The sequence below is a fragment of the Kineococcus endophyticus genome (genome assembly GCF_040796495.1).
Classification (GTDB): domain Bacteria; phylum Actinomycetota; class Actinomycetes; order Actinomycetales; family Kineococcaceae; genus Kineococcus; species Kineococcus endophyticus.
Genome location: NZ_JBFNQN010000005.1, coordinates 292547 through 313928, shown reverse-complemented (window position 1 = coordinate 313928; position 21382 = coordinate 292547). Strand labels below are relative to the sequence as shown.

Below are 21382 nucleotides of genomic sequence, written 5' to 3'. Positions count from 1 at the left end.
GATCGGATCCCCCGTGGACGCCCCGCTCGACAAGCTCACCCTGCTCCAGGTCAGCCACCGCTACGACGTGGACGTGGCGACCCTGCACGCGCTCGTGGGCCGCGGCGCCCTGCCGGCCCCGACGTGGTCCCAGGGACGGCTCGGCTGGCACGAGCACGAGGTCCGGACCCGGTTGCGGGCCCTGGCGCAGCGCGCCTGACGTTCCCCCGTCGACGCCTCAGGTCGAGTCGCGCACCACGAACCGGTGCGGGACCACCCGGGTGAGGTTCCGGCCCGGTCCCTCGGACAGCTCGGCGACGAGGTCGAGGGCGGCTCGCCCGACCTCGGCCAGGTCGATGGCCAGCGTCGAGAGCCGGGGAGTGACGAAGTCGCCCACCGCCAGGCCGTCGACGCCGACGACCCGCACGTCCCCGGGCACGTCCACGCCGTGCGCCCGGAGTTCGCGCAGCAGCCGGAAACCCTCGAGGTCGTTGAACGCGACGAGCGCGTCGGGGGAGAGCTCGGCCAGGTCCGCCCAGGGGGTGTCGCGGTCGACGACGACGGCGTCGACCCCCGCCTCGCCGAAGGCCTCGAGGAACGTCCGGCCGCGCGAGGACCGGGACGCCGCGTCGAGCACAACCGGCCTGCGCGTCCCCCGCTCCAGCAGGTGCCGCACTGCGTCCCGCGTGGCGGTGAGCCGCTCGAACTCGATGCGGCCGTGCCCCGGGTGGACGCGGGGCGGGTCGATCTCCACGACGGGCAGGTTGGGGGCACCGGCCCCTGGGGGTTCCAGCGCCAGGCCCGTGAAACCCACGACGGCGTCGGCCGCGCCGACGAGGTCGGCCACGGACCCGGGTTCGGCCATGACGACGTTCCACCCGCGTTCGGCCGCGAGCCGCAGCACGGTGGCGGCGAGGTCGGCGTAGTAGGGGTTCGTGAGGTCGCCCACGACCAGCCCCAGGGTGCGGGCCGAGGGTTTGACGAGCCCGCGTCCGAACCGCGACGGGTGGTAGTTCAGCTCCCGGGCGGCGGCGAGGACCCGCTCGCGCGTCCCGGGGTTGATGCCGGGCATGTCGTTGACCGCCCGGGTGACCGTCTGCCGGGACACCCCGGCCGGGGTGCGGCTCACCCCTCGCGCAGGTCCAGCCAAGCCACCTGCTGCTCGTCGAGCTCGACGCCGAGGCCGGTCATCGACGACCGCGCCTCGGCGATCGTACGGGGGCCGAACAGCGCGAACACCTGGAACGGCTGGGCCAGCACGAAGGCCAGGGCGATGGCCGTGGCCGGGACACCGAGTTCGCGGCCCAGCTTCTCAGCGCGCGCCTTGCGCTCGAAGTTCGCCTCGGAGTAGTAGCAGCGCACGAGCTCGGCGTCGCTGCGGTCCTCCGGGTTCGCCCGGGCGAAGAAGCCGCGAGCCTGCGAGCTCCAGGGCAGCAGGGCGATGTCGCGTTCGGAGAGCCACTGCTTGGACGCCGGGTCGGTCACGTGGCGGCAGCCCGCCCACGGCACGTCGTACGCCTCGGCGAGCCCGAAGTGGTTGGACAGCACCGAGAACGGCCGCTTGCCGTTCTTGCGGGCGTACTCGTTGGCCTCGTCGACGCGGGCGGTCGACCAGTTCGAGCCGCCGTAGACGGTGATGCGGCCGGCCGCGGCGTGCTCGTCGAGGACGTCGACGAACTCACCGACGGGGATGTCCTCGTTGTCGCGGTGCATCATGTAGATGTCCGCGTGCTCGTGGCCCTGCCGCTCGAAGGACTCGAAGAGCTGGCGGGTGAGGGACTCGGGGTCGCAGTGCGGGGTGTGGCAGCCCTTGACGATGATGTTCAGGTCGTCGCGGTTCCCGCGGTTGGCCATCCACCGGCCGAGCAGCTTCTCGTACTTGCCCGAGCCGTACAGCCACGCCGTGTCGAACGTGTTCCCGCCGGCCTCAACGAACGCGTCGAAGATGGCGGAGGCGTGCGCGAGGTCGGGCTGGTTGTCGCACCCCATGACGAGGCGGGAGACCTCGCGGTCCAGGCCGGGGATGCGGCCGTACTTCATGGCCGTGGGTTCGGTGCGCCGCAGCGGCAGGCCCGAGACGGTGGGGATGTCCGCGGTGTCGGTCTCGAACGGGTAGCGCAGTCCGATCTCGGCGCGCCAGCGGTCCAGCACGGCGTTGACGGCGAGCGTGTCGTCGAGCGTGAACGCGGGCGTGTCGTCGCCGACGAGCGCCTTCGCCTCGAGGGCGTAGGCCTTGTTCTCCGGCAGTTCCGGGTCGAACGCGAACTCCTCCGGTTCGGCGCCCGGCCGGGTGAGCACGACGCGGGTGTCGCCGAGGATCGTCCACGGGTCCGGCAGGTGGATGCGGCCCGCCGAACCGTAGACCGTGATCGTCTGCGGGTCGGACAGGGCGACGCCCGTGCGGACGGCGGCGGTGACGCCCCCGGCGAAGACGATCGAGGCCGTCGCCCACTCGTCGACGCCGGTCTCGCCGACCGTGCCCTGGGCGGAGAACTCCTGCACCGCGGCCGGGCGGCCGAGGGCCGCGCTCGCGACGAGGTACGCGGCGGAGACGGGGTAGCCGCCGACGTCGAGGATGCCGCCACCGGCGAGGTCGGCGTCGTACAGGCGCCCCTGCTTCGCGCCCGTGGCGAAGGCGAAGCTCGCGTCGACGTGCTGGACGGTGCCGATCGCGCCGGAGCGGACGAGGTCGAGCAGCTTCTGCGTCTGCGGGTGGTGGGCGTACATGTACGCCTCGAGGACGTTCACGCCGGAGGCGCGGGCCGCGTCGACGACGGCCATGACGCTGCCGTTGTTCGGGGCGAACGGCTTCTCGCACAGCACGTGCTTGCCGGCGCGGATCGCGGCCAGGGCCAGGCGGGCGTGCGTGACGTGGACGGTGCTGACGTAGACGGCGTCGACGTCGTCGCGGGCCAGGACGGCGTCGTAGTCGCCGACGAAGGCGCCCCCGTCGGACAGGGCGGCGAACTCCTCGGCGAAGGCCCGGGCCCGCTCCTGGCCACCGGCCGTGGGGGAGCCGCCGACGGCCGTGAGCTGCGCGTCGGCGAAGGGCAGCTGGGAGGCGAACCGGTGGGCGATGCCACCGGGACCGAGCACGGCCCAGCGGGTGGGGGTCGACATCTGGCGCTCCTTCGAGCCGGGGGGAGGGACGTCGTGAACGTTCACGACGCGGCCGACGGTATCCTCGGCCGCGCGTGCGGTCAACGCCCCGGCTCCCCGCCGCCCCCGGTTGCCTACACTCCGACCGTGAGCCCAGCCGATGAGATCGACGTCAAACCGCGCAGCCGGCAGGTCACCGACGGGCTGGAGGCGACCGCCTCGCGCGGCATGCTCCGCGCCGTCGGCATGGGGGACGACGACTGGGAGAAGCCCCAGATCGGCGTCGCCTCGAGCTGGAACGAGATCACCCCCTGCAACCTGCCCCTGGACCGCCTCGCCAAGGCCGTCAAGGACGGGGTGCACGCCGCCCGCGGGTACCCGCTGGAGTTCGGCACCATCTCCGTCTCCGACGGCATCTCCATGGGCCACCAGGGGATGCACTTCTCCCTCGTCTCGCGCGAGGTCATCGCCGACTCCGTCGAGACGGTCATGAGCGCCGAGCGCCTCGACGGCTCGGTCCTGCTCGCCGGCTGCGACAAGTCGCTGCCCGGCATGCTCATGGCCGCCGCGCGCCTCGACCTCGCGAGCGTCTTCCTCTACGCCGGGACGATCCTGCCGGGCCGGGCCAAGCTCTCCGACGGCAGCGAGCACGAGGTCACGCTCATCGACGCCTTCGAGGCCGTCGGGGCCTGCGCCCGCGGGCTCATGTCGCGTGAGGACGTCGACGTCATCGAGCGCGCGATCTGCCCGGGCGAGGGCGCCTGCGGCGGCATGTACACCGCCAACACGATGGCCGCCGCCGCCGAGGCGCTCGGCATGTCGCTGCCCGGCAGCGCCGCGCCGCCTGCGACCGACCGCCGCCGCGACGGGTTCGCCCGCCGCTCGGGCGAGGCCGTGGTCAACCTGCTGCGCCACGGCATCACGGCCCGGCAGATCCTCACCAAGGAGGCGTTCGAGAACGCCATCGCCGTCGTCATGGCCCTCGGCGGCTCGACCAACGCCGTGCTGCACCTGCTGGCCATCGCCTACGAGGCCGAGGTCGACCTCACCCTCGCCGACTTCGACCGCGTCGCGGGCAAGGTGCCGCACCTGGGCGACCTCAAGCCGTTCGGCAAGCACGTCATGGTCGACGTCGACCGCATCGGCGGGATCCCCGTCGTCATGCGCGCGCTGCTGGACGCCGGTCTGCTGCACGGCGACGTGCTGACGGTGACCGGGAAGACGATGGCCGAGAACCTCGCCGACATCGCGCCGCCGGACGTCGACGGGGTCGTGCTGCGCGCCCTGGACAACCCGATCCACAAGACCGGCGGCATCACGATCCTCACGGGCAACCTCGCCCCGGGCGGGGCCGTGGTGAAGAGCGCCGGGTTCGACTCGGAGGTGTTCGAGGGCACGGCCCGCGTCTTCGAGCGCGAGCGCGCGGCCCTCGACGCCCTCGAGGACGGCACGATCTCGGCCGGCGACGTCGTCGTCATCCGCTACGAGGGCCCCAAGGGCGGTCCGGGGATGCGCGAGATGCTCGCGATCACCGGGGCGATCAAGGGCGCGGGGCTGGGCAAGGACGTGCTCCTGCTCACTGACGGCCGCTTCTCCGGCGGGACGACGGGCCTGTGCGTGGGGCACATCGCCCCCGAGGCCGTCGACGGGGGACCGGTCGCGTTCGTCCGCGACGGCGACCGCATCCGCCTCGACGTCGCGGGCAAGACGCTCGAGGTCCTCGTCGACGACGAGGAGCTGGCGGCCCGGCGCGAGGGCTGGGCCCCGCTGCCGCCCGTGTTCACGCGCGGGGTCCTGGCCAAGTACGCCAAGCAGGTGCAGTCGGCCTCGGTCGGCGCGGTCTGCAGCTGACCTGCGCTCGACCGGACGTCCCGGTTCTGAGACGGGATGTCCACGATGTGAGACGCGGCGCGCTGTCGGCTGACAGCGCGCCGCGGGACGGCTACCTTTCCACCCATGCGGTTCCTCGTAGCCATCGGACAGCGCGCCGGCTGAGTCAGTTCGGCCGAGCGCGCGACCCCTCACACGCCATCCCTGGCTGAGGGGTCTTTTTGCGTCCGGCGGACCGAACACGCCGGGCGTCCGGGAAGCACGACCACCGTGAACGGCACCGCCCGAGGAGGACACCGAGATGCCAGAGCAACTGCCCCTGGACCCCAAGCTCCCCGTCGCCCGGCTCACCGGCGCGCAGAGCCTCGTCCGTTCGCTCGAGGCGGTAGGGGTCGAGGTCGTCTTCGGCTACCCGGGCGGAACGATCCTCCCGAGCTACGACCCGCTCATGGACTCCCCGACCGTCCAGCACATCCTCGTGCGGCACGAGCAGGGCGCCGGGCACGCGGCCGAGGGCTACGCCCAGGCCACCGGCAAGGTCGGCGTCTGCATGGCCACCTCCGGCCCGGGTGCGACGAACCTCGTGACCCCGATCGCGGACGCCTACATGGACTCCGTCCCCCTCGTCGCGATCACCGGCCAGGTCGGCACGAAGGCCATCGGCACGGACGCCTTCCAGGAGGCGGACATCACCGGGATCACGATCCCGATCACCAAGCACAACTACCTGGTGACCGACCCGGCGGAGATCCCGCGCACGATCGCCGAGGCCTTCCACCTCGCCTCGACCGGCCGACCCGGTCCGGTCCTGGTCGACATCCCGAAGTCGGTGCAGACGGCGATCACGTCCTACGCCTGGCCCGAGACGGTCGACCTGCCCGGCTACCGACCCGTCGTCCGCCCGCACAGCAAGCAGATCCGCGAGGCCGCCCGGCTCATCGCCGCCTCCGAGCGTCCCGTGCTCTACGTCGGCGGCGGCGTCATCAAGGCCGACGCCTCGGCCGAGCTGCGGGCCCTGGCCGACCTCACCGGCATCCCGGCCGTCACGACGCTCATGGCCCGCGGCGCGCTGCCCGACTCGCACCCGAACCACCTCGGCATGCCGGGGATGCACGGGACGGTCGCGGCCGTCACGGCGCTGCAGAAGGCCGACCTGCTCATCACCCTCGGCGCCCGCTTCGACGACCGCGTCACGGGGGAGCTGTCGAGCTTCGCCCCCGAGGCCAAGGTGGTCCACGCCGACATCGACCCGGCGGAGATCGGCAAGAACCGCGCGGTCGACGTGCCGATCGTGGGCGACGCCAAGCTCGTCATCGCCGAGCTGACGGCTGCCGTGGCCGCGGAGTTCGAGAAGGGCCGCGCCGACCTGTCCGCGTGGCACGAGCTGACGCAGTCCTGGAAGGCGACGTACCCGCTGGGGTACGCCGACTCCGAGGACGGGACGCTGGCGCCGCAGTACGTCATCGAGCGCCTCGGCGCCATCGCCGGTCCCGAGGCCGTCTACGTCGCGGGTGTCGGGCAGCACCAGATGTGGTCCGCTCAGTTCGTCCAGTACGAGAACCCGCGCACCTGGATCAACTCCGGGGGCCTGGGGACCATGGGGTTCTCCATCCCGGCCGCCATGGGCGCCAAGGTGGGCCTACCGGACACCGTCGTGTGGGCGATCGACGGCGACGGCTGCTTCCAGATGACGAACCAGGAACTGGCGACGTGCACCCTCAACGGGATCCCGCTGAAGGTCGCGATCATCAACAACTCCTCGCTCGGCATGGTGCGGCAGTGGCAGACGCTCTTCTACTCCGAGCGCTACTCCAACACCGACCTGCACTCCGGTGACCACCACGGGACGCACGCGGCCCCGGTCCCGGACTTCGTCAAGCTCGCCGACGCCTACGGCTGCGTGGGTCTGCGTTGCGACAAGCCCGAGGACGTCGACGCGACGATCGAGAAGGCCATGGCCATCAACGACGTCCCCGTCGTCATCGACTTCCGCGTCCACCGCGACGCCATGGTCTGGCCGATGGTCGAGGCCGGCGTGAGCAACGACGCCATCCAGTACGCCCGCGGGGTCTCGCCCCAGTGGGACCGCGAGGAGTCCGGCGACACCGTCTCCGGCGAGGAGAAGGTGATCTCCTGATGTCCCAGCACACCCTGTCCGTCCTGGTCGAGAACCGACCCGGTGTCCTGATGCGCGTCACGTCGCTGTTCGCGCGCAGGAACTTCAACATCCACTCCCTCACGGTCGGACCGACCGAGCGCGCCGAGATCTCCCGCATGACCATCGTCGTGGACGTGGAGCGGCAGCCGTTGGAGCAGGTGACGAAGCAGCTCAACAAGCTCATCAACGTCCTGAAGATCGTCGAGCTCGAGGACGACGCCTCGGTCCAGCGCGAGCTCCTGCTCGTCAAGGTCCGGGCCGACGCCTCGGCGCGCGGGGAGGTGCTCGACACCGTGCAGCTGTTCCGCGCGCACGTCGTCGACGTCGCCCCCGACGCGGTGACGGTGGAGGCGACCGGCAGCCCCGACAAGCTGGCCGCGCTGCTGCGCGTGCTCGAGCCGTTCGGCATCCGGGAACTGGTGCAGTCCGGTTCGGTGGCGCTCGCCCGTGGTGGGCGCGCGATCTCCGACCGCGCGCTCCGCTCCGCCTGAGACCCTTTCGCAACCGCACGAAGAAACCGAGGAGAGAACCCCACGTGGCCGAGATGTTCTACGACGACGACGCCGACCTGTCCAAGATCACCGGCAAGAAGGTGGCCGTCATCGGCTTCGGCAGCCAGGGCCACGCCCACGCGCTGTCGCTGCGCGACTCCGGCGTCGACGTCGTCGTCGGCCTCAAGGAGGGCTCGAAGAGCCGCGACAAGGCGCAGGAGCAGGGTCTCGCCGTCGCCACCCCGTTCGAGGCCGCAAAGGCCGCGGACGTGATCATGATCCTCGTGCCGGACCACCTGCAGCGCGGTCTGTACGCCGAGGCGATCGAGCCGAACCTCACCGCCGGCAAGGCGCTGTTCTTCAGCCACGGCTTCAACATCCGCTTCGGCTACATCAAGCCCCCGGCCGACGTCGACGTCGTCATGGTCGCCCCCAAGGGCCCCGGTCACCTGGTGCGCCGCGAGTACGTCGACGGCCGCGGTGTCCCCGTGATCGTCGCCGTGGAGCAGGACGCCACCGGCAACGCCTGGGACCTGGCGCTGGCCTACGCCAGGGCGATCGGCGGCCTGCGCGCCGGCGGCATCAAGACGACCTTCACCGAGGAGACCGAGACCGACCTGTTCGGTGAGCAGGCCGTCCTGTGCGGTGGCGCCTCCGCGCTGGTGCAGACCGGTTTCGAGGTGCTCACCGAGGCCGGCTACCAGCCCGAGGTCGCGTACTTCGAGTGCCTGCACGAGCTGAAGCTCATCGTCGACCTCATGTACGAGGGCGGCATCGCCAAGCAGCGCTGGTCGGTCTCCGACACCGCCGAGTGGGGCGACTACATCTCCGGCCCGCGCGTCATCGACGCGTCGGTCAAGGAGCGCATGAAGGACGTCCTCAAGGACATCCAGGACGGCACCTTCGCCAAGAACTTCATCGAGGACCAGGACGCCGGCGCCCCGAAGTTCAAGGAGCTGCGCGCCCAGGGCGAGCAGCACCCGATCGAGGCCACCGGCCGTGAGCTGCGCAAGCTCATGGCGTGGGTGAAGTCTGACGACAGCGACTACGTCGAGGGTTCCGCCGCGCGCTGACCCCGAGGACGACGAGACCCCCGCACCGGGCTCCGGTGCGGGGGTCTCGTGCGTCGGCCCGACTGCGGGCTCAGCCCTTGAACTTGCGGGCGATCCCGACGACGCGGTTCGCGAGGTGGTCCAGGGCGGTGAACTCCACGTCGCCGAGGGGGATGTCGTTGCCGCCGCCGGTGACGTGGCTGACGCCGTAGGGGTTGCCGTCGACAAACTTCGAGCCGTCGGTGTACCCGGGCGGGACGATGATGCCGCCGAAGTGGTAGATGGAGTTGTACAGCGCCAGCAGGGTCGTCTCCTGGCCGCCGTGCGCGGTCTGGGAGGACGTGAAGCCGGCGTACACCTTGTCGGCGAGCTGACCCTGGGCCCACTGCGGGCCGAGGGAGTCGATGAAGACCTTGAGCTGGCCGGCGATGTTGCCGTAACGCGTGGGGGAGCCGAACAGCACGGCGTCGGCCCAGACGATGTCGTCGGCGGTGACGCCCTCGGCGCCCCGCGACTCCTCCGCCTCGGCCTGCTGGGCGTCGGTGGCGGCCTTCTCGCCGCCGGTGGGCTGACGGTCGACCTGGCGCAGGCGCACCTCGGCGCCGGCCTGCTCGCCGGCGGCGGCGAGGCGCTCGGCCATCGCGCGGACCGTCCCGGTCGCGGAGTAGTAGACGATCGCGAGCTTCACGTCGCTCACTGGGTCCTCCAGTTTCGTTGAACGTGCAAGGGCCTCACCAACCTAGCCCCCTCCCGTCGCGAGCGCACTGCGGGCGTGGCATGTTGACCACCGGGCGAGCGGGAGGTGACGGGTGCGCACACGCCGGACGAGGGACGCGGTGACGGGGTGGGCCCTGCTCGCGCCGAGCCTGCTCGGGACCGTCGTGTTCCTCCTCGTCCCCGTCGGTGTCGCGCTGTGGCTCAGCCTGCAGCGCTGGGACCTCGTCTCACCGGCCCGCTGGGCGGGCCTGGACAACTACGCCACCGTCCTGAGCGACGCGGGCATCCGGCACTCCTTCGCCGTCACCCTCCTGTTCACCGTCCTCGTCATCCCCGTCCAGACGGCGCTGGGGTTGTTCGTCGCCGTCCTCCTCGCGCGCCGGCTCCCGGGGTCCACCTTCTTCCGCGTCCTCTACGTGGTCCCGTGGGTCTGCGCCCCGCTCGTCGTCGGCCTGGTGTGGCGGTGGATGTTCGACCCGTCGACGGGAGCCCTGAACGCGATCCTCGGGACGCGCGTGGAGTGGCTGACGAGCCACTCCCTGGCGCTGCCGGCCGTGGCGTTCGTGACGGTCTGGACGCAGGTGGGGTACGTCGCCCTGTTCTTCCTCGCCGGTCTGGCGGGCATCCCGGCGCAACTGGCCGACGCAGCCCGCGTCGACGGGGCCGGACCCTGGCGGGTCTTCTGGAGCATCACGCTGCCGCTGCTGCGGCCGACGACCTCCTTCGTCCTCATCACCGGGATCATCTCCAGCTTCCAGGTCTTCGACACGGTCTACGCCATGACGGGCGGGGGCCCGGGCGGGGCGACCTCCCTGCTGGCGTACGAGATCTATTCCGAGGCCTTCACCGCCCTGCGGATGGGTCGGGCGGCCGCGATCGCGGTGGTCCTGACGGTCTTCCTCGTGGTCCTGACCCTCGCGCAGCGGTGGTGGTTCGGACGCCGCACCACCTACGAGGTGGCCTCGTGACCCGTCGCACCGCAGGGGTCGTGGGGACCTACCTCGTCCTGCTGGCCGGCGCCGTCCTCGCGCTCGGGCCGTACGTCCTGAGCCTGCTGACGTCGCTGAAGGAGCCCGCGCAACTGGCGCGCCGGGCGACCCTGACGTGGCCGGCGCCGTGGACGGGGCAGAACTACGCCGACGTCCTCGGCGGTCAGTACACGCTGGTGCCGGCGCTCGTCGTGACGGTCCAGGTCGTGGTCGTCCTGCTCGTCGGGCAGCTCGTCTGCTCGGTCCTCGCGGCCTACGCGTTCGCCCGGTTGCAGTTTCCGGGCCGGCGCGTGCTGTTCGGGGGCTACCTCGCGACGATGATGGTCCCCCAGGTGGTGACCATCGTCCCGCTGTACGTCATGTTCGCCCAGGCGGGACTGCGGAACACGTTCTGGGGGATCGTGCTCCCGACCCTCTTCGGGTCGCCGTTCGCGGTGTACCTGCTGCGCGAGCACTTCCGCGCCGTCCCGCAGGACCTCGAGGACGCGGCCCGCCTCGACGGGTGCGGCACCCTGCGCATCCTGCGGCACGTCGTCGTGCCGTTGTCCCGGCCGGTGCTGGCCACGCTCGCCGTCATCACCGTCGTCAGCCAGTGGAACAACTTCCTCTGGCCGCTCATCATCACGACCGGACCGACGTGGCAGACGCTGACGGTCGCCACCGCGAACCTGCAGAGCCAGTACAACGGCAACTGGACGCTCGTCACCGCGGCCACGACCCTCGCCATGGCGCCGCTCGTCGTCCTGTTCCTGCTCGTCAACAAGCACGTCACGGAGTCCATCTCGCTCACCGGATTCCGCTGAGCCACGGGAGGAATCGACATGAGCACTGTCACGAGGCGGAACCTGCTGCGCGGTGGACTGGCGGCGGGCCTCGGCACCGCGGCCCTGAGCGGTTGCTCCATCGCCGACGACGGTTCCTCGGGTGGCGGGTCCTCCGGGGGCGGGACGACCGTGACCGTCCGGCTCTGGGACGACACCGTCCAGCCCGCCTACGAGAAGAGCTTCGAGGCGTTCCGCGCGAAGAACCCGGGCATCACGCCGAAGATCGAGATGGTCCCGTGGGCCAGCTACTGGGACAAGCTGCCCGCCGACGTGGCCGGCGGCACGCTGCCGGACGTCCTGTGGGTCAACAGCTCGAACTTCGGGGTCTACGTCGACTCGGGCACGTTCCTCAACGTCGGCGAGGAGCTGCCCGACGCGGTCGGCGGGTGGCAGAAGACCGTCGTCGACCAGTACACGCGCAAGGGGTCGCTCTGGGGCGTCCCGCAGCTGTCGGACGCCATCGGGTTGTTCTACAACCGCCAGCTCGTCCAGGCCGCGGGTGTCGACCCCTCGATCCTCACGTGGAACCCCGCCGGGACCGGCGACACGTTCCTGCCCGCGGCGAAGGCGCTGACGCGCACCGAGGGGGCCAGGACGCAGTACGGCTTCAACGCGGCCTACGACCTGCAGGCGATCTTCTACGACTTCGTCGGGTCCAACGGCGGCCGGTGGCAGGCCGACGACGACACCTACGTGTTCGGCGACGATCCGAAGTCCGTGGAGGCCATGCAGTACGTGGTGGACCTCATCAACCGCGACAAGGTGTCCCCCTCGGCCGCCGACACGAACGACAACGGCGACTTCTCCCGCGACCAGTTCACCCAGGGGACCATGGCCCTGTTCCAGTCCGGGACGTACAACCTCAAGAACGTCGCGGACGGCGCCCAGTTCGAGTGGGGCATCGCGCCCGGCCTCACCGGACCCGCCGGACGCGTCCTCGTCACCAACGGCATCGTGGCGGTGGGCAACGCGAAGACGAAGGACAAGGACGCGGCCCTCAAGGTGCTGGAGTGGCTCGGCAGCGAGGAGGGGGCCGCACCCATCGGGGCCGAGGGGGCCGCCTTCCCCGCCGTCACGGCCGCCCAGCAGTCCTACCTCGACTACTGGAAGGGCAAGGGCGTGGACGTCCAGCCGTTCCTGGACGCCGCCGCCGCGACAGACGTCATGCCCGCCCCGCACGGGCCCCGCGCGCAGACGGGGCAGTCCGCGGCCGACGAGGTCCTCAAGGAGGTGTTCCTCGGGCGCATCCCCGTCGCCCAGGGGATGAAGCAGGCCCAGGACGCGGCCAACGCGGCGATCCGCGGATGAGCGGGCGCACGAGAGGCACGCCCCAGGTCCCGACCAAGGACTGCGCCGTCTGCGGGCGGACCATCACATGGCGCAAGAAGTGGGAACGCGACTGGGAGGCGGTGAAGTACTGCTCCGACGCCTGCCGCCGCCGGGCGAAGTCGTCCAGCGGTGTCGACGCGGACCTCGAGACGACGCTGCGCCGGCTGCTCGACGAACGCGGTCGGTCGAAGACGGTGTGCCCGAGCGAGGTAGCCCGAGCGGTCGGCGGCGAGGACTGGCGCGACCTCATGGAACCGGCCCGGTCGGCCGCGCGGCGGCTCGTGGCGGCCGGCGAGGCCGAGATCACCCAGGGCGGCCGCGTCGTCGACCCGTCGACCGCGAAGGGACCCATCCGCGTGCGCCTGCGCTGAGGGGCAGGCGTAGCGTCCGGACGACCGGACCCACCGCGCGTCAGGAGTTCCCATGCACATCGGTCTGCACGTCTCCGACTTCACCAACCCGGGCGGCCCCGCCACCCTCCGCGAGGACCTCGTCCGCGTCGTCACCGAGGCCGAGGAGTCCGGGTTCCGCTCCGTCAGCGTCATGGACCACCTGTGGCAGATCCCGCCCATCGGGGACGCCGAGCGCGCGATGCTCGAGGCGTACACGACCCTGGGGTTCATCGCGGCCCGCACCGAACGCGTGGAACTGCTCGCCTGGGTCACCGCGGTCACCTACCGGGAACCGGGGGTGCTCGCCAAGCTCGTCACCACCCTCGACGTCCTGTCCGGTGGACGGGCCTGGCTCGGCATCGGCGCGGCGTGGTTCGAGCAGGAGGCCACCGGCCTGGGGCTGCCGTTCCCCCCCACGGCCGAACGGTTCGAGCGGCTCGAGGAGACCCTGCGCGTCTGCCGGCAGATGTGGTCGGAGTCGGAGGAACCCTTCGAGGGGACCCACTACACGCTGGGCCGCACGCTGAACAGCCCGCAGCCGCTGCGCCGGCCGCACCCGCCGGTCCTCATCGGCGGCGGGGGCGAGCGCAAGACCCTGCGCCTCGTCGCGCAGTACGGCGACGCGTGCAACCTGTTCGGGGGTGACGACATCGCCCACAAGCTCGAGGTGCTCAAACGCCACTGCGACGACCTCGGCCGTGACTACGGCGAGATCGAGAAGACCGTCATGGACGTCGCCGACCCGGCCGACGTCGACGGGTTCGTCGAGAAGTGCCGAGGTTTCGCCGCGCTCGGCGTGACCCACGTCCACGGCGGGTTCCGCGGGTACTTCGAGCCCGGCAGCGTCCGCCGCTTCGGCGAGGAGGTCGTCCCGCGGCTGGCCGAGCTCGGCGCCTGAGTCAGGCCCAGCGGCTGCGGGGGACCGGCAGGCCCAGGTTCCCCCGCAGCGTCGCCTCCGGCAGTTCCGGGGCCAGCACACCGCGACGCACGAGCAGCGGCACGACCTGGTCGGCGAACTCCGTCAACCCCTGGGGGACGGAGGAGAACGCGAGCGTGAACCCGTCGGCGGCGCCGGCCGTGAACCGCTCCGTCATCCAGTCCGCGACCTCCTCGGGGGTCCCGGGCAGGAACCGCCGCCGCAGCATCACGCGGTACAGCTCGCGCAGCGTGAACCGGTCGCGGTCGACGAGCTTGCGGATCCCCTCGTAGACGGTCTGGACCTGGTTCGAGCCGCCCGCGAAGTCGAAGCGGAACTCCTCGTCGAGGGGGCGGTCGGACAGGTCGACGCCGAGGTGGTGGGACAGCCAGTCCAGGCTCAGCCGGTCCGGTGTGAGGGCCTCGATCTCGTCCACCCGTTCGTGCGCCTGGGCGGTCGTGGCGCCGAGGACGGGGGACAGGGCCGGCAGGACCAGCAGGTCCGACCGCGCGCGGCCGGCCGCGACGGCGCGGGACTTGTAGTCCTCGTACAGCCGCTGCGCGCCGGGCAGCGGGGCCGACCCGGGGACGAAGACCGCCTCGGCGTGCTGCCCCGCGAGCCGGCGCCCGTCCTCCGAGGACCCGGCCTGGAACAGCACGTGCCGGCCCTGGGGCGGCCGGGGCAGGTTCAGGGGACCGCGGACCCGGAAGAACTCGCCCTCGTGGTCGAGCACGTGCATCCCGGCCGGGTCGGCGTACCGGCCGCTCGCCACGTCCGGGGCCACGGCTCCGTCGTCCCAGCTGTCCCACAGACCGTGCACGACCTCGACGAACTCCGCGCCGCGGCGGTACCGCGCCGCGTGGTCGAGGTTGCGGTCCAGGCCGAAGTTGCGCGCCTCCTCATCGCTCGCGGACGTCACGAGGTTCCAGCCCGCGCGGCCGGAGCTGAGGAAGTCCAGGGACCCGACCTGGCGGGCGGTGTGGAACGGCTCGTTGTACGTCGTGGACACGGTCGCCACCAGGCCGATGCGCTCGGTGCACCGCGTCAGGGCCCCGAGCAGCCCGAAGGGTTCGGGCCGCAGGTTCGCGACGTGCTCGACCCCCGACGGGAACCGGTCCCACACGTAGAGCTCGTCGGCGTAGAAGAGAGCGGCGAACCCGGCCCGTTCCGCCGTCCGCGCGAAGTCCTCGTAGTAGCCGACCGAGAGGTAGTCGGCGGGTCGGCCGCCCGGCAGCCGCCAGCTCGTGAGGTGCTCGCCGCCGGGGTAGAAGAGCATCGCCGTGAGGATCACGCCGCCGCACGCTACCCCGATCGTGTGAAGCGCTTGACAGTCCGGGCCGCGGTGCTCTCCACTGGAGGTGCCATCCAGAGCGGCCGAGAGACCTGGCTCGTCGACGCCGCAGCAACCGCCCCACCGGGTCGGTGCTCCCGCCAGGACCGATGGGAGAGGACCACCGATGGAGCACGCACCGCTGACGCGACGTCTCGTGATCGACCTGCTGCGCAGCGCCGGGATGACCTGTCGGGCCTGACCGCCCCGACACCTCACCCGCCCCGCACCCGGAAGGCCCTGCGATGCCGCACGTCCCGAGCACCCCCCTGTCCTTCGCCACCCGGCAGGTCCACGCCGGCGCCGAACCCGACCCCGTGACGGGCGCCCGCGTCACCCCCGTCCACCTGACGGCGGGTTTCGTCTTCGACGACTTCGAGCAGGCCCGGGCCCGCTTCGCCGGGGAGGACGACGGGTTCGTCTACACCCGGATGGGGAACCCGACCACGGCCGCCGTCGAGCGACGCCTCGCCGCCCTGGAGGGCGGGACGGACGCGCTGCTGCTCGGCACGGGGCAGGCCGCCCTCACCGTCGCCCTGCTCGGGATCCTCGGGGCCGGGGACCACCTCGTGGCCGCCGCGGACCTCTACGAGGGGTCGCGCGGGCTGTTCCTGGAGAACTTCGCCCGGCTCGGGATCGCCGTCGACTTCGCCGCCGGTCCCGACGACTGGGAACGGTTGGTGCGCCCCACGACGCGCGCCTTCTTCGCCGAGTCGATCGCCAACCCCAAGAACGCCGTCCTCGACGTCCCGGCCGTCGCCGCCGTGGCCCACCGCCACGGCGTCCCGCTCGTCGTGGACAACACCTTCGCGACGCCGTACCTGCTGCGCCCCCTGGAGCACGGGGCCGATGTCGTCGTGCACTCCGCCAGCAAGTTCCTCGCCGGACACGGGTCCGCCTTGGGGGGCGTCGTCGTGACGGGGGAGGGGTTCGACTGGTCGGGGTTCGAGCACCTCACCTCCCCCGTCGGGGTCCTCGGCGGGGTGAGCTGGGTCGACCGGTACGGGCCGCGCCGCGCCTACGTCGAGCACACCCGCGGGGTCGTCGCGTCTCGCCTGGGACCGGCCATCTCGCCCTTCAACGCGTTCCTCGTCCAGCAGGGCCTGGAGACGCTCTCGCTGCGGGTGGCCCGCCAGAGCGCGACGGCCGAACTCCTGGCCCGGTGGCTGCTGGCGCGTCCCGAGGTCGTGTCCGTCGACCACGCGGCCCTGCCCGACCACCCCTCCCACGCCGTCGCGCAGCGTCTGCTGCCGCTCGGCACCGGGGCGGTCCTGTCCGTCACGCTCGCCGGCGGACGGTCTGCGGCGCAACGGTTCGTGGACGCCGTCGAGCTGTTCACGCGGATGACGCACGTCGGGGACGTGCGGTCGCTGGTCATCCACCCGGCCAGCACCACCCACGCGCACCGCACCGAGACCGAACGGCTCGAGACGGGGATCTGGCCCGGTCTGCTGCGCCTGTCGATCGGCCTGGAGGAATCCGCCGACCTCGTCGCCGACCTGGAACGGGCGCTGGCCGCGACGCACGAACCCGCACCCGAGGAGACCCTGGTGGAGGTGGGGTCCTGATGGGCCGGTTGCAGCACTTCGGGTACTTCTTCTCCCGAGGTTTCGGCCCGCAGGGCTGGGGCCGGGACTACCAGGCGTGGAACGACGACTGGACCCGGCCCGACCTGTACGCGCACGCCGTCCGCGACCTCGAGCGCGCCGGGTTCGACCTCGTCGTGGTCGAGGACGCCGTCTCGCTCGGGAACCCCGCCACGCTGGACCTGCGGGTGCGCGCGGCGTACGGCGGGCCGAAGCACGACCCGCTGCTGCTGGCGCCCTACCTGTTCGCCGCGACGAGCCACCTCGGCATCGTGCCCACGGTGAACGCGGGGATCACCCCGCCCTACCTCGCTGCGCGGCAGGCGGCGACGCTGCAGCACCTGTCGGGTGACCGGTTCGGGCTGAACCTCGTCACCGACGTCGGCAGCGCCCGGCACGTCGGACGCGAACCCGTCGCGCACGACGTCGCCTACGACCGGGCGGAGGAGTGGATCGACGTCGTCCGCCGGTTGTGGCACAGCTGGGACGAGGGGGCCCTCGTCGCCGACCCCGTCACGGGGCGGTTCGCCGACGGGTCCCGCATCGACGCCTTCCAGCACCGCGGCGAGCACTTCGCGCTCGACGGTCCGCTCAACGCGCTGCCCTTCGCCGGGGGAGAACCCGTGCTGGTCTCCCCCGGGGGTTCGCCGCGGGGGCTGGCGTTCGCGGGGTCCCGCTCGGACGTCCAGCTCGCCCTCGCACCGTTGGACGTCGCGCAGGTCCGCGCGTACCGCTCCCGCGTTCTCGACGCCGCCGCGGCGGCGGGGCGCAAGGCCGACGACGTCCGCGTGCTGTTCGTCGTCAAACCCGAGCTCGTGAGCAGCCGGGAGGAGGCGGACCGGGTCGTCGCCGCGTCCCGCACCCCCTCCGAGGAGGTCCTGCGCGAGGTGGCGCTGCACTGGTCCAGCGACCTCGAGACCGACCTCACGGTGCTCCCGCTGGACCGTCCGCTGGACCCGGCGGTGTTCGGCGACCACGTGTCCCGGGGGACCGTCGCGGCGCTGCGGGGCGGGACGCCCGACGCGCCGCTGCGGGAACTGCTGGCGCGCAAGGCGCGCAAGGGACGGCTCGCCGACCGCAGCGGCCTCGTCGGGACGGCCGCGGAGTTCGCCGACCTCGTCGAGGAGTACGGCGAGGACGCCGGCAACGACGGGTTCCTGCTCTCCGGTGACCTGCACCCCGTGACGCTGCACCGCTACCTGGACGACCTCGTCCCGGTCCTGCGCCGACGCGGGGTCCTGCGCAGCGGGTACGGCGGAGGAGGGCTGCGCGGCAACCTGTTCGAGTTCTGAGCGCTCAGCCCGCGAGGAACGCGCGGACGCCGGTGCGCAGCTCCTGCAGGACCGACGCCGTGCCGGCCGGGTCCCCGGGGTGCCCCAGTGAGTGGTCCGCGCCGTCGAACTCGAGCACCTCGCGGTCGCTCTCGTGCGCGAGCGTGCGGTTCCAGGTCGGGTCGGCCGTCCCGCCCACGAGCAGCGTCCGCGGGTGGGACCGGGCCGCGGCCAGTCCCACCTCGGGACGGTCCAGCAACGGTGTGAGCCAGATCCCGCTCAGCCCCCGGTCGGCCGCCACCGGCAGCGCCAGCGTCGTGAGCGACTTCGCCACGACCAGGCAGGGGCGCAGGTCGTCGAGCAGGAACCGGACGAGCGCGGGCACGTCCTGCGGCGCCGGCGCGCCTTCGGCCCAGGACAGCGCCAGGACCCGGTGCCCCGCGGCCACGAGTTCGTCCCGGACGGCCCGCAGGACGGGCTGGTCCACGTCGTAGCCGCGCCCCGGCAGCACCAGCGCGGGTGCTCCCGGGGCGTGACCTTCCTCGACGATGCGCACGGGTGGTTCCTCAGCTCGGGTCGGCGCCCAGCACGACCTCGAACTCCAGGAGCGTGGCGCCGGTCGCGACGGGCCGCTGCCTCTCACCGGCGTGCGCCTCGCGGGCCCCGCCGCCGGCCCAGGCCTGGTAGGCCTCCTCGGTCTCCCACTTCGTGTAGACGAAGTAGCGGGTCTCCCCGGCGACGGGCCGGAGGAGCTCGAACCCGAGGAACCCCGCAGTGCCCTCCACGGCCCCCATCCGGTGGGCGAACCGGCGTTCCAGTTCCGCCCCGGACCCCTCGGGCACCTCGATCGCGTTGATCTTCACGACAGCCATGGGGGCAGGATCCCAGGATCAGTCCGCGATCGCGGCCACCGGGGGTGTCCGCGCCGCCCGCCGGGCCGGCAGCACCGACGCGAGCACCCCGGCAGCGGCCGCGACCACGACGATGCCGGCGACCTGCAGCCACGGGACGGTGAGCTGCACGGGGGTCTCGCGGACCAGCACCGACGTCGTGCCGGCCAGGCCGTAGCCCGTCCCGAGGGCCACCCCGAGGACGGCGGCCACCCCGGCCACGAGCAGGGCCTCCCAGGCCAGCAGCGCCCGCAGCTGGCGGCGGGTCAGGCCCAGCGCCCGCAGGAGCCCGGACTCCTGCCGCCGCTCCACGACCGACAGCGCCAGGGTGTTGCCGACTCCGATGAGGGCGATGACGACGGCGACGGCGAGCAGGCCCGTCACCACGAGCAGCATCGTCGTGAGGAGGTCGTCGAGTGAGTTGCGCACCGAGGCGATGCCGGTGACGTCGCTGGTGGGCAGGACCTTCGCGAGGGCCTCGGACAGGTCGTCCGTCGCCGCCGCCTGCTGCGCGGTACCGCCGTCGACGAGGCGGATCCACGCCCCCGTCGGGGTGGCCGCCGGGTCGAGGCGGCGGGCGTCGGCCAGGGTCACGGTGGCCTCGGCGGAGGACCGGGTCGCGACCCGCACGCGCAACGGCACCCCCGCGCCGGTGGCCGAGCCCGTGGTCTCGTCGACGCGGTGCAGCGTCAGCGTGCTGCCGTCGGCCGTGCCGGAGTCCCGCGCCCACTGCCGGGAGACGACGAGCTCCCCGTCCCGCGGCAGCGGGGTGCGGCCCTGCGAGCGCACCACCTCCGCGGCCTGCGTGGGATCGACCCCGGTCACCGACAGCCCCTGCGACCCGTCGGCGGTGGTGAGGGACAGCGAGTCGACGAGGGTCATCGCCGCGACGTGACCCGTGCCGCGGACGGCCGCGACCGCCTCGGCGCCCAGCGCCTGCGGGGAGGTGACGACGACGTCCGTCGGGTACGAGGCGTCGATCCCGGCGGCGGCCGAGGACCGCGTGGAGGCCGTGCCCACGACCATCGCCGTCGTCAGCGTGACCCCGATGACCAGGGCCGTGGCCGTGGCCGCCGTCCGGCGCGGGTTGCGCACGGCGTTGCCCGCCGCCAGCCGGGCCGGGACACCGCCGACGCGCCGGAACGGCCGCCCCGCCAGGGCCACCGCCGCGGGCACGAACCGCTGCGCGAGCAGCAGGACGCCGAGGAAGCTCACCGCGCCCGCACCGACGGCGGGCACCAGATCGCCCTGCCGGGCGAACAGGACCAGGGCGGCCGTGGCGGGCACCGCCAGCACGAGGCCCGCCACGAGGCGGAGCAGGCCGGCCCGGGAGCCGACGGGGACCGCCAGGACCGGACGGAGGGCGGCCAGCGGCGCCACCCGGGTCGCCGCGCGGGCCGGCGCGGCGGCCGCGAGGACGGTCACGACCGTGCCGAGGGCGAGCCCGGCGGCGACGGCGGTCGGTGGCACCACGACGTCGCCCAGGGGGACGGGAGAGTCCACGCGCCCGGCGACCGCCGCGACCGCCGCGGCCAGGCCGTAGCCGGCGAGGATCCCGGCGGCGGAGGCCAGCAGGCCGACGACGGCCGCCTCGAGCAGGACGCTGCGACCGACCTGACCACGGTCGGCACCGACGCAGCGCAGGAGCGCGAGCTCCCGGGTCCGCTGGGCCAGCAGGACGGCGAACGTGTTGGCGATGACGAGACCGGCCACCAGCACGGCGACCGCGCCGAACACCAGCAGGACGGACGTCAGCGACGCCGCGTCCCCGGTGAAGGAGTCCGCGACCTCCTGCGCCGCAGCGGTTCCGGACAGCACACGGACCGGCTCGCCGGACGCTGCGGCCGTGACCGCGGCCAGCACGTCCCGGCCCGGGGCGGACGCCACCCGCAGCTGGTCGACGGTGGTGGCGCCCCACGCGACGACGGTCGCCTCGGGGGCGAACAGGCGCGGGCTGAGTCCGGCGCGCGGGTCGCCGGCCAGGTCCACGGTGCCCACCACGGTGACGTCCTGCGTCACCGGGTCCGCGGGGGCGCCGTCCGGGCCCGACGACGGGTAGGTCGTCACGGCCACGGTGGCGCCCACCGGGACGTCGACCCGGTCCGAGACCGCGACCTCGCCGGCGCTCGCGGGCAGGCGACCCGCCGACACCCGCTCCCAGCGCAGCGCACCGTCGGGGCCGAGGGCGGACACCTTGGTGGTGGTGGCGCCGGACCGGCCGGGGAGGCGCACCGAGACGTAGGTGGACCGGTCCGCGGCGACCGCCGCGACACCGGGCAGGGCGGCGAGACGCTCGCGCAGGGCCGGCAGCGGGTCCTGCGCGACGTCACCCGCACCGGTCGCGTCGGGCTGGACGACGGCGGCGCTGGAGGTGAACTGCCGGCCGATCGACTCCAGCACACCGTTCTTCGCGGTCGCGTTGAGGGACAGCGTCGCCACGACGAAACCCACCGCGATGACGATCGCGAGGCAGGACGCGGCGACGCGCGCGCCGTGGGCGCGCACCTGGGCCAGGGTCACCCGGAGCAC

The 21382-nt window shown here is 72.9% G+C and carries 19 protein-coding genes and 1 riboswitch; of the genes, 12 read left to right on the top strand and 7 right to left on the bottom strand.

Translation table 11 applies throughout. The features are described from left to right. The first annotated feature begins 13 nt into the window (after nucleotides 1–13). Nucleotides 14–199, top strand: coding sequence for a hypothetical protein (locus AB1207_RS09270; RefSeq protein WP_367637780.1), 186 nt, complete (start codon nucleotides 14–16; stop codon nucleotides 197–199). A gap of 18 nt (nucleotides 200–217) precedes the next feature. Here AB1207_RS09270 and AB1207_RS09265 read toward each other — a convergent pair whose 3' ends face one another. Together AB1207_RS09265 and AB1207_RS09260 are read right to left on the bottom strand one after the other, a co-directional pair. Then, the gene (locus AB1207_RS09265; RefSeq protein WP_367637779.1) at nucleotides 218–1108 is read right to left on the bottom strand and encodes a LacI family DNA-binding transcriptional regulator; all 891 of its coding nucleotides are present in this window, start codon (nucleotides 1106–1108) and stop codon (nucleotides 218–220) included. Next, nucleotides 1105–3099 (bottom strand): aldo/keto reductase, encoded by a 1995-nt coding sequence (locus tag AB1207_RS09260; protein ID WP_367637777.1) that lies wholly within the window; start codon nucleotides 3097–3099, stop codon nucleotides 1105–1107. The genes AB1207_RS09265 and AB1207_RS09260 overlap by 4 nt, the downstream gene beginning before the upstream one ends. Before the next feature lie 126 nt (nucleotides 3100–3225). Between AB1207_RS09260 and ilvD the strand changes: the two genes are divergently transcribed. The 4 genes from ilvD to ilvC all read left to right on the top strand — a co-directional run bounded on the left by ilvD (nucleotide 3226) and on the right by ilvC (nucleotide 8630). Beyond that, nucleotides 3226–4929, top strand: coding sequence for a dihydroxy-acid dehydratase (gene ilvD / locus AB1207_RS09255; protein ID WP_367637776.1), 1704 nt, complete (start codon nucleotides 3226–3228; stop codon nucleotides 4927–4929). Nucleotides 4930–5209: 280 nt separating this feature from the next. Then, nucleotides 5210–7045 (top strand): acetolactate synthase large subunit, encoded by a 1836-nt coding sequence (locus AB1207_RS09250; RefSeq protein WP_367637774.1) that lies wholly within the window; start codon nucleotides 5210–5212, stop codon nucleotides 7043–7045. Next, nucleotides 7045–7557: an acetolactate synthase small subunit gene (gene ilvN / locus AB1207_RS09245; RefSeq protein WP_106214130.1), complete on the top strand. Its 513-nt coding sequence runs from the start codon at nucleotides 7045–7047 to the stop codon at nucleotides 7555–7557. Before AB1207_RS09250 ends, ilvN begins: the two co-directional genes overlap by 1 nt. A 44-nt stretch (nucleotides 7558–7601) precedes the next feature. Next, nucleotides 7602–8630, top strand: a complete 1029-nt coding sequence (gene ilvC / locus AB1207_RS09240) for a ketol-acid reductoisomerase (RefSeq protein WP_367637772.1) — start codon at nucleotides 7602–7604, stop codon at nucleotides 8628–8630. Nucleotides 8631–8700: 70 nt separating this feature from the next. Here ilvC and AB1207_RS09235 read toward each other — a convergent pair whose 3' ends face one another. Then, nucleotides 8701–9306 carry a flavodoxin family protein gene (locus tag AB1207_RS09235; RefSeq protein ID WP_367637771.1) on the bottom strand — a complete coding sequence of 202 codons (606 nt, stop codon included), beginning with the start codon at nucleotides 9304–9306 and terminating at the stop codon, nucleotides 8701–8703. Between the two features lie 139 nt (nucleotides 9307–9445). On the opposite strand from AB1207_RS09235, the gene AB1207_RS09230 reads away from it, so the two are divergent. Genes AB1207_RS09230 through AB1207_RS09210 form a run of 5 tightly spaced genes read left to right on the top strand, consistent with a single transcriptional unit; the run spans nucleotide 9446 to nucleotide 13758 of the window. Next, nucleotides 9446–10294, top strand: coding sequence for a carbohydrate ABC transporter permease (locus AB1207_RS09230; RefSeq protein WP_367637770.1), 849 nt, complete (start codon nucleotides 9446–9448; stop codon nucleotides 10292–10294). Then, nucleotides 10291–11118 (top strand): carbohydrate ABC transporter permease, encoded by an 828-nt coding sequence (locus tag AB1207_RS09225; protein WP_367637768.1) that lies wholly within the window; start codon nucleotides 10291–10293, stop codon nucleotides 11116–11118. The genes AB1207_RS09230 and AB1207_RS09225 overlap by 4 nt, the downstream gene beginning before the upstream one ends. Nucleotides 11119–11136: 18 nt before the next feature. Next, nucleotides 11137–12447: an ABC transporter substrate-binding protein gene (locus AB1207_RS09220; protein WP_367637767.1), complete on the top strand. Its 1311-nt coding sequence runs from the start codon at nucleotides 11137–11139 to the stop codon at nucleotides 12445–12447. Next, complete coding sequence (locus AB1207_RS09215) at nucleotides 12444–12839, top strand: DUF3253 domain-containing protein (protein WP_367637766.1); 396 nt, start codon at nucleotides 12444–12446, stop codon at nucleotides 12837–12839. Before AB1207_RS09220 ends, AB1207_RS09215 begins: the two co-directional genes overlap by 4 nt. A gap of 52 nt (nucleotides 12840–12891) precedes the next feature. Then, nucleotides 12892–13758: an LLM class F420-dependent oxidoreductase gene (locus tag AB1207_RS09210; protein ID WP_367637765.1), complete on the top strand. Its 867-nt coding sequence runs from the start codon at nucleotides 12892–12894 to the stop codon at nucleotides 13756–13758. Nucleotide 13759: 1 nt separating this feature from the next. Here the strand turns inward: AB1207_RS09210 and AB1207_RS09205 are convergent, their stop codons facing one another. After that, complete coding sequence (locus AB1207_RS09205) at nucleotides 13760–15067, bottom strand: NtaA/DmoA family FMN-dependent monooxygenase (protein WP_367637764.1); 1308 nt, start codon at nucleotides 15065–15067, stop codon at nucleotides 13760–13762. Between the two features lie 67 nt (nucleotides 15068–15134). Then, nucleotides 15135–15240: riboswitch (SAM riboswitch) on the top strand. A gap of 111 nt (nucleotides 15241–15351) precedes the next feature. Between AB1207_RS09205 and AB1207_RS09200 the strand changes: the two genes are divergently transcribed. Continuing rightward, on the top strand, nucleotides 15352–16674 hold the full coding sequence (locus AB1207_RS09200) for an O-acetylhomoserine aminocarboxypropyltransferase/cysteine synthase family protein (RefSeq protein ID WP_367637762.1): 1323 nt from the start codon (nucleotides 15352–15354) through the stop codon (nucleotides 16672–16674). Next, nucleotides 16674–17984 (top strand): LLM class flavin-dependent oxidoreductase, encoded by a 1311-nt coding sequence (locus AB1207_RS09195; protein ID WP_367637760.1) that lies wholly within the window; start codon nucleotides 16674–16676, stop codon nucleotides 17982–17984. Before AB1207_RS09200 ends, AB1207_RS09195 begins: the two co-directional genes overlap by 1 nt. A gap of 4 nt (nucleotides 17985–17988) precedes the next feature. Here the strand turns inward: AB1207_RS09195 and AB1207_RS09190 are convergent, their stop codons facing one another. Genes AB1207_RS09190 through AB1207_RS09180 form a run of 3 tightly spaced genes read right to left on the bottom strand, consistent with a single transcriptional unit; the run spans nucleotide 17989 to nucleotide 21373 of the window. Next, the gene (locus tag AB1207_RS09190; protein WP_367637759.1) at nucleotides 17989–18519 is read right to left on the bottom strand and encodes an alpha/beta hydrolase; all 531 of its coding nucleotides are present in this window, start codon (nucleotides 18517–18519) and stop codon (nucleotides 17989–17991) included. A gap of 10 nt (nucleotides 18520–18529) precedes the next feature. After that, the gene (locus tag AB1207_RS09185; RefSeq protein ID WP_367637758.1) at nucleotides 18530–18835 is read right to left on the bottom strand and encodes an antibiotic biosynthesis monooxygenase family protein; all 306 of its coding nucleotides are present in this window, start codon (nucleotides 18833–18835) and stop codon (nucleotides 18530–18532) included. A gap of 18 nt (nucleotides 18836–18853) precedes the next feature. After that, entirely contained in the window at nucleotides 18854–21373 is a 2520-nt protein-coding gene (locus tag AB1207_RS09180) for an ABC transporter permease (protein ID WP_367637756.1), read from the bottom strand. Nucleotides 21374–21382: the final 9 nt, after the last annotated feature.

Excerpts from the sequence above, each read along its gene's own strand:
- AB1207_RS09260 (WP_367637777.1), bottom strand. The coding sequence starts at position 3,099 with ATGTCGACCCCCACCCGCTGGGCCGTGCTCGGTCCCGGTGGCATCGCC.
- AB1207_RS09210 (WP_367637765.1), top strand. The coding sequence starts at position 12,892 with ATGCACATCGGTCTGCACGTCTCCGACTTCACCAACCCGGGCGGCCCC.
- AB1207_RS09185 (WP_367637758.1), bottom strand. The coding sequence starts at position 18,835 with ATGGCTGTCGTGAAGATCAACGCGATCGAGGTGCCCGAGGGGTCCGGG.
- AB1207_RS09250 (WP_367637774.1), top strand. The coding sequence starts at position 5,210 with ATGCCAGAGCAACTGCCCCTGGACCCCAAGCTCCCCGTCGCCCGGCTC.
- AB1207_RS09195 (WP_367637760.1), top strand. The coding sequence starts at position 16,674 with ATGGGCCGGTTGCAGCACTTCGGGTACTTCTTCTCCCGAGGTTTCGGC.
- AB1207_RS09220 (WP_367637767.1), top strand. The coding sequence starts at position 11,137 with ATGAGCACTGTCACGAGGCGGAACCTGCTGCGCGGTGGACTGGCGGCG.
- ilvN (WP_106214130.1), top strand. The coding sequence starts at position 7,045 with ATGTCCCAGCACACCCTGTCCGTCCTGGTCGAGAACCGACCCGGTGTC.
- AB1207_RS09200 (WP_367637762.1), top strand. The coding sequence starts at position 15,352 with ATGCCGCACGTCCCGAGCACCCCCCTGTCCTTCGCCACCCGGCAGGTC.
- AB1207_RS09215 (WP_367637766.1), top strand. The coding sequence starts at position 12,444 with ATGAGCGGGCGCACGAGAGGCACGCCCCAGGTCCCGACCAAGGACTGC.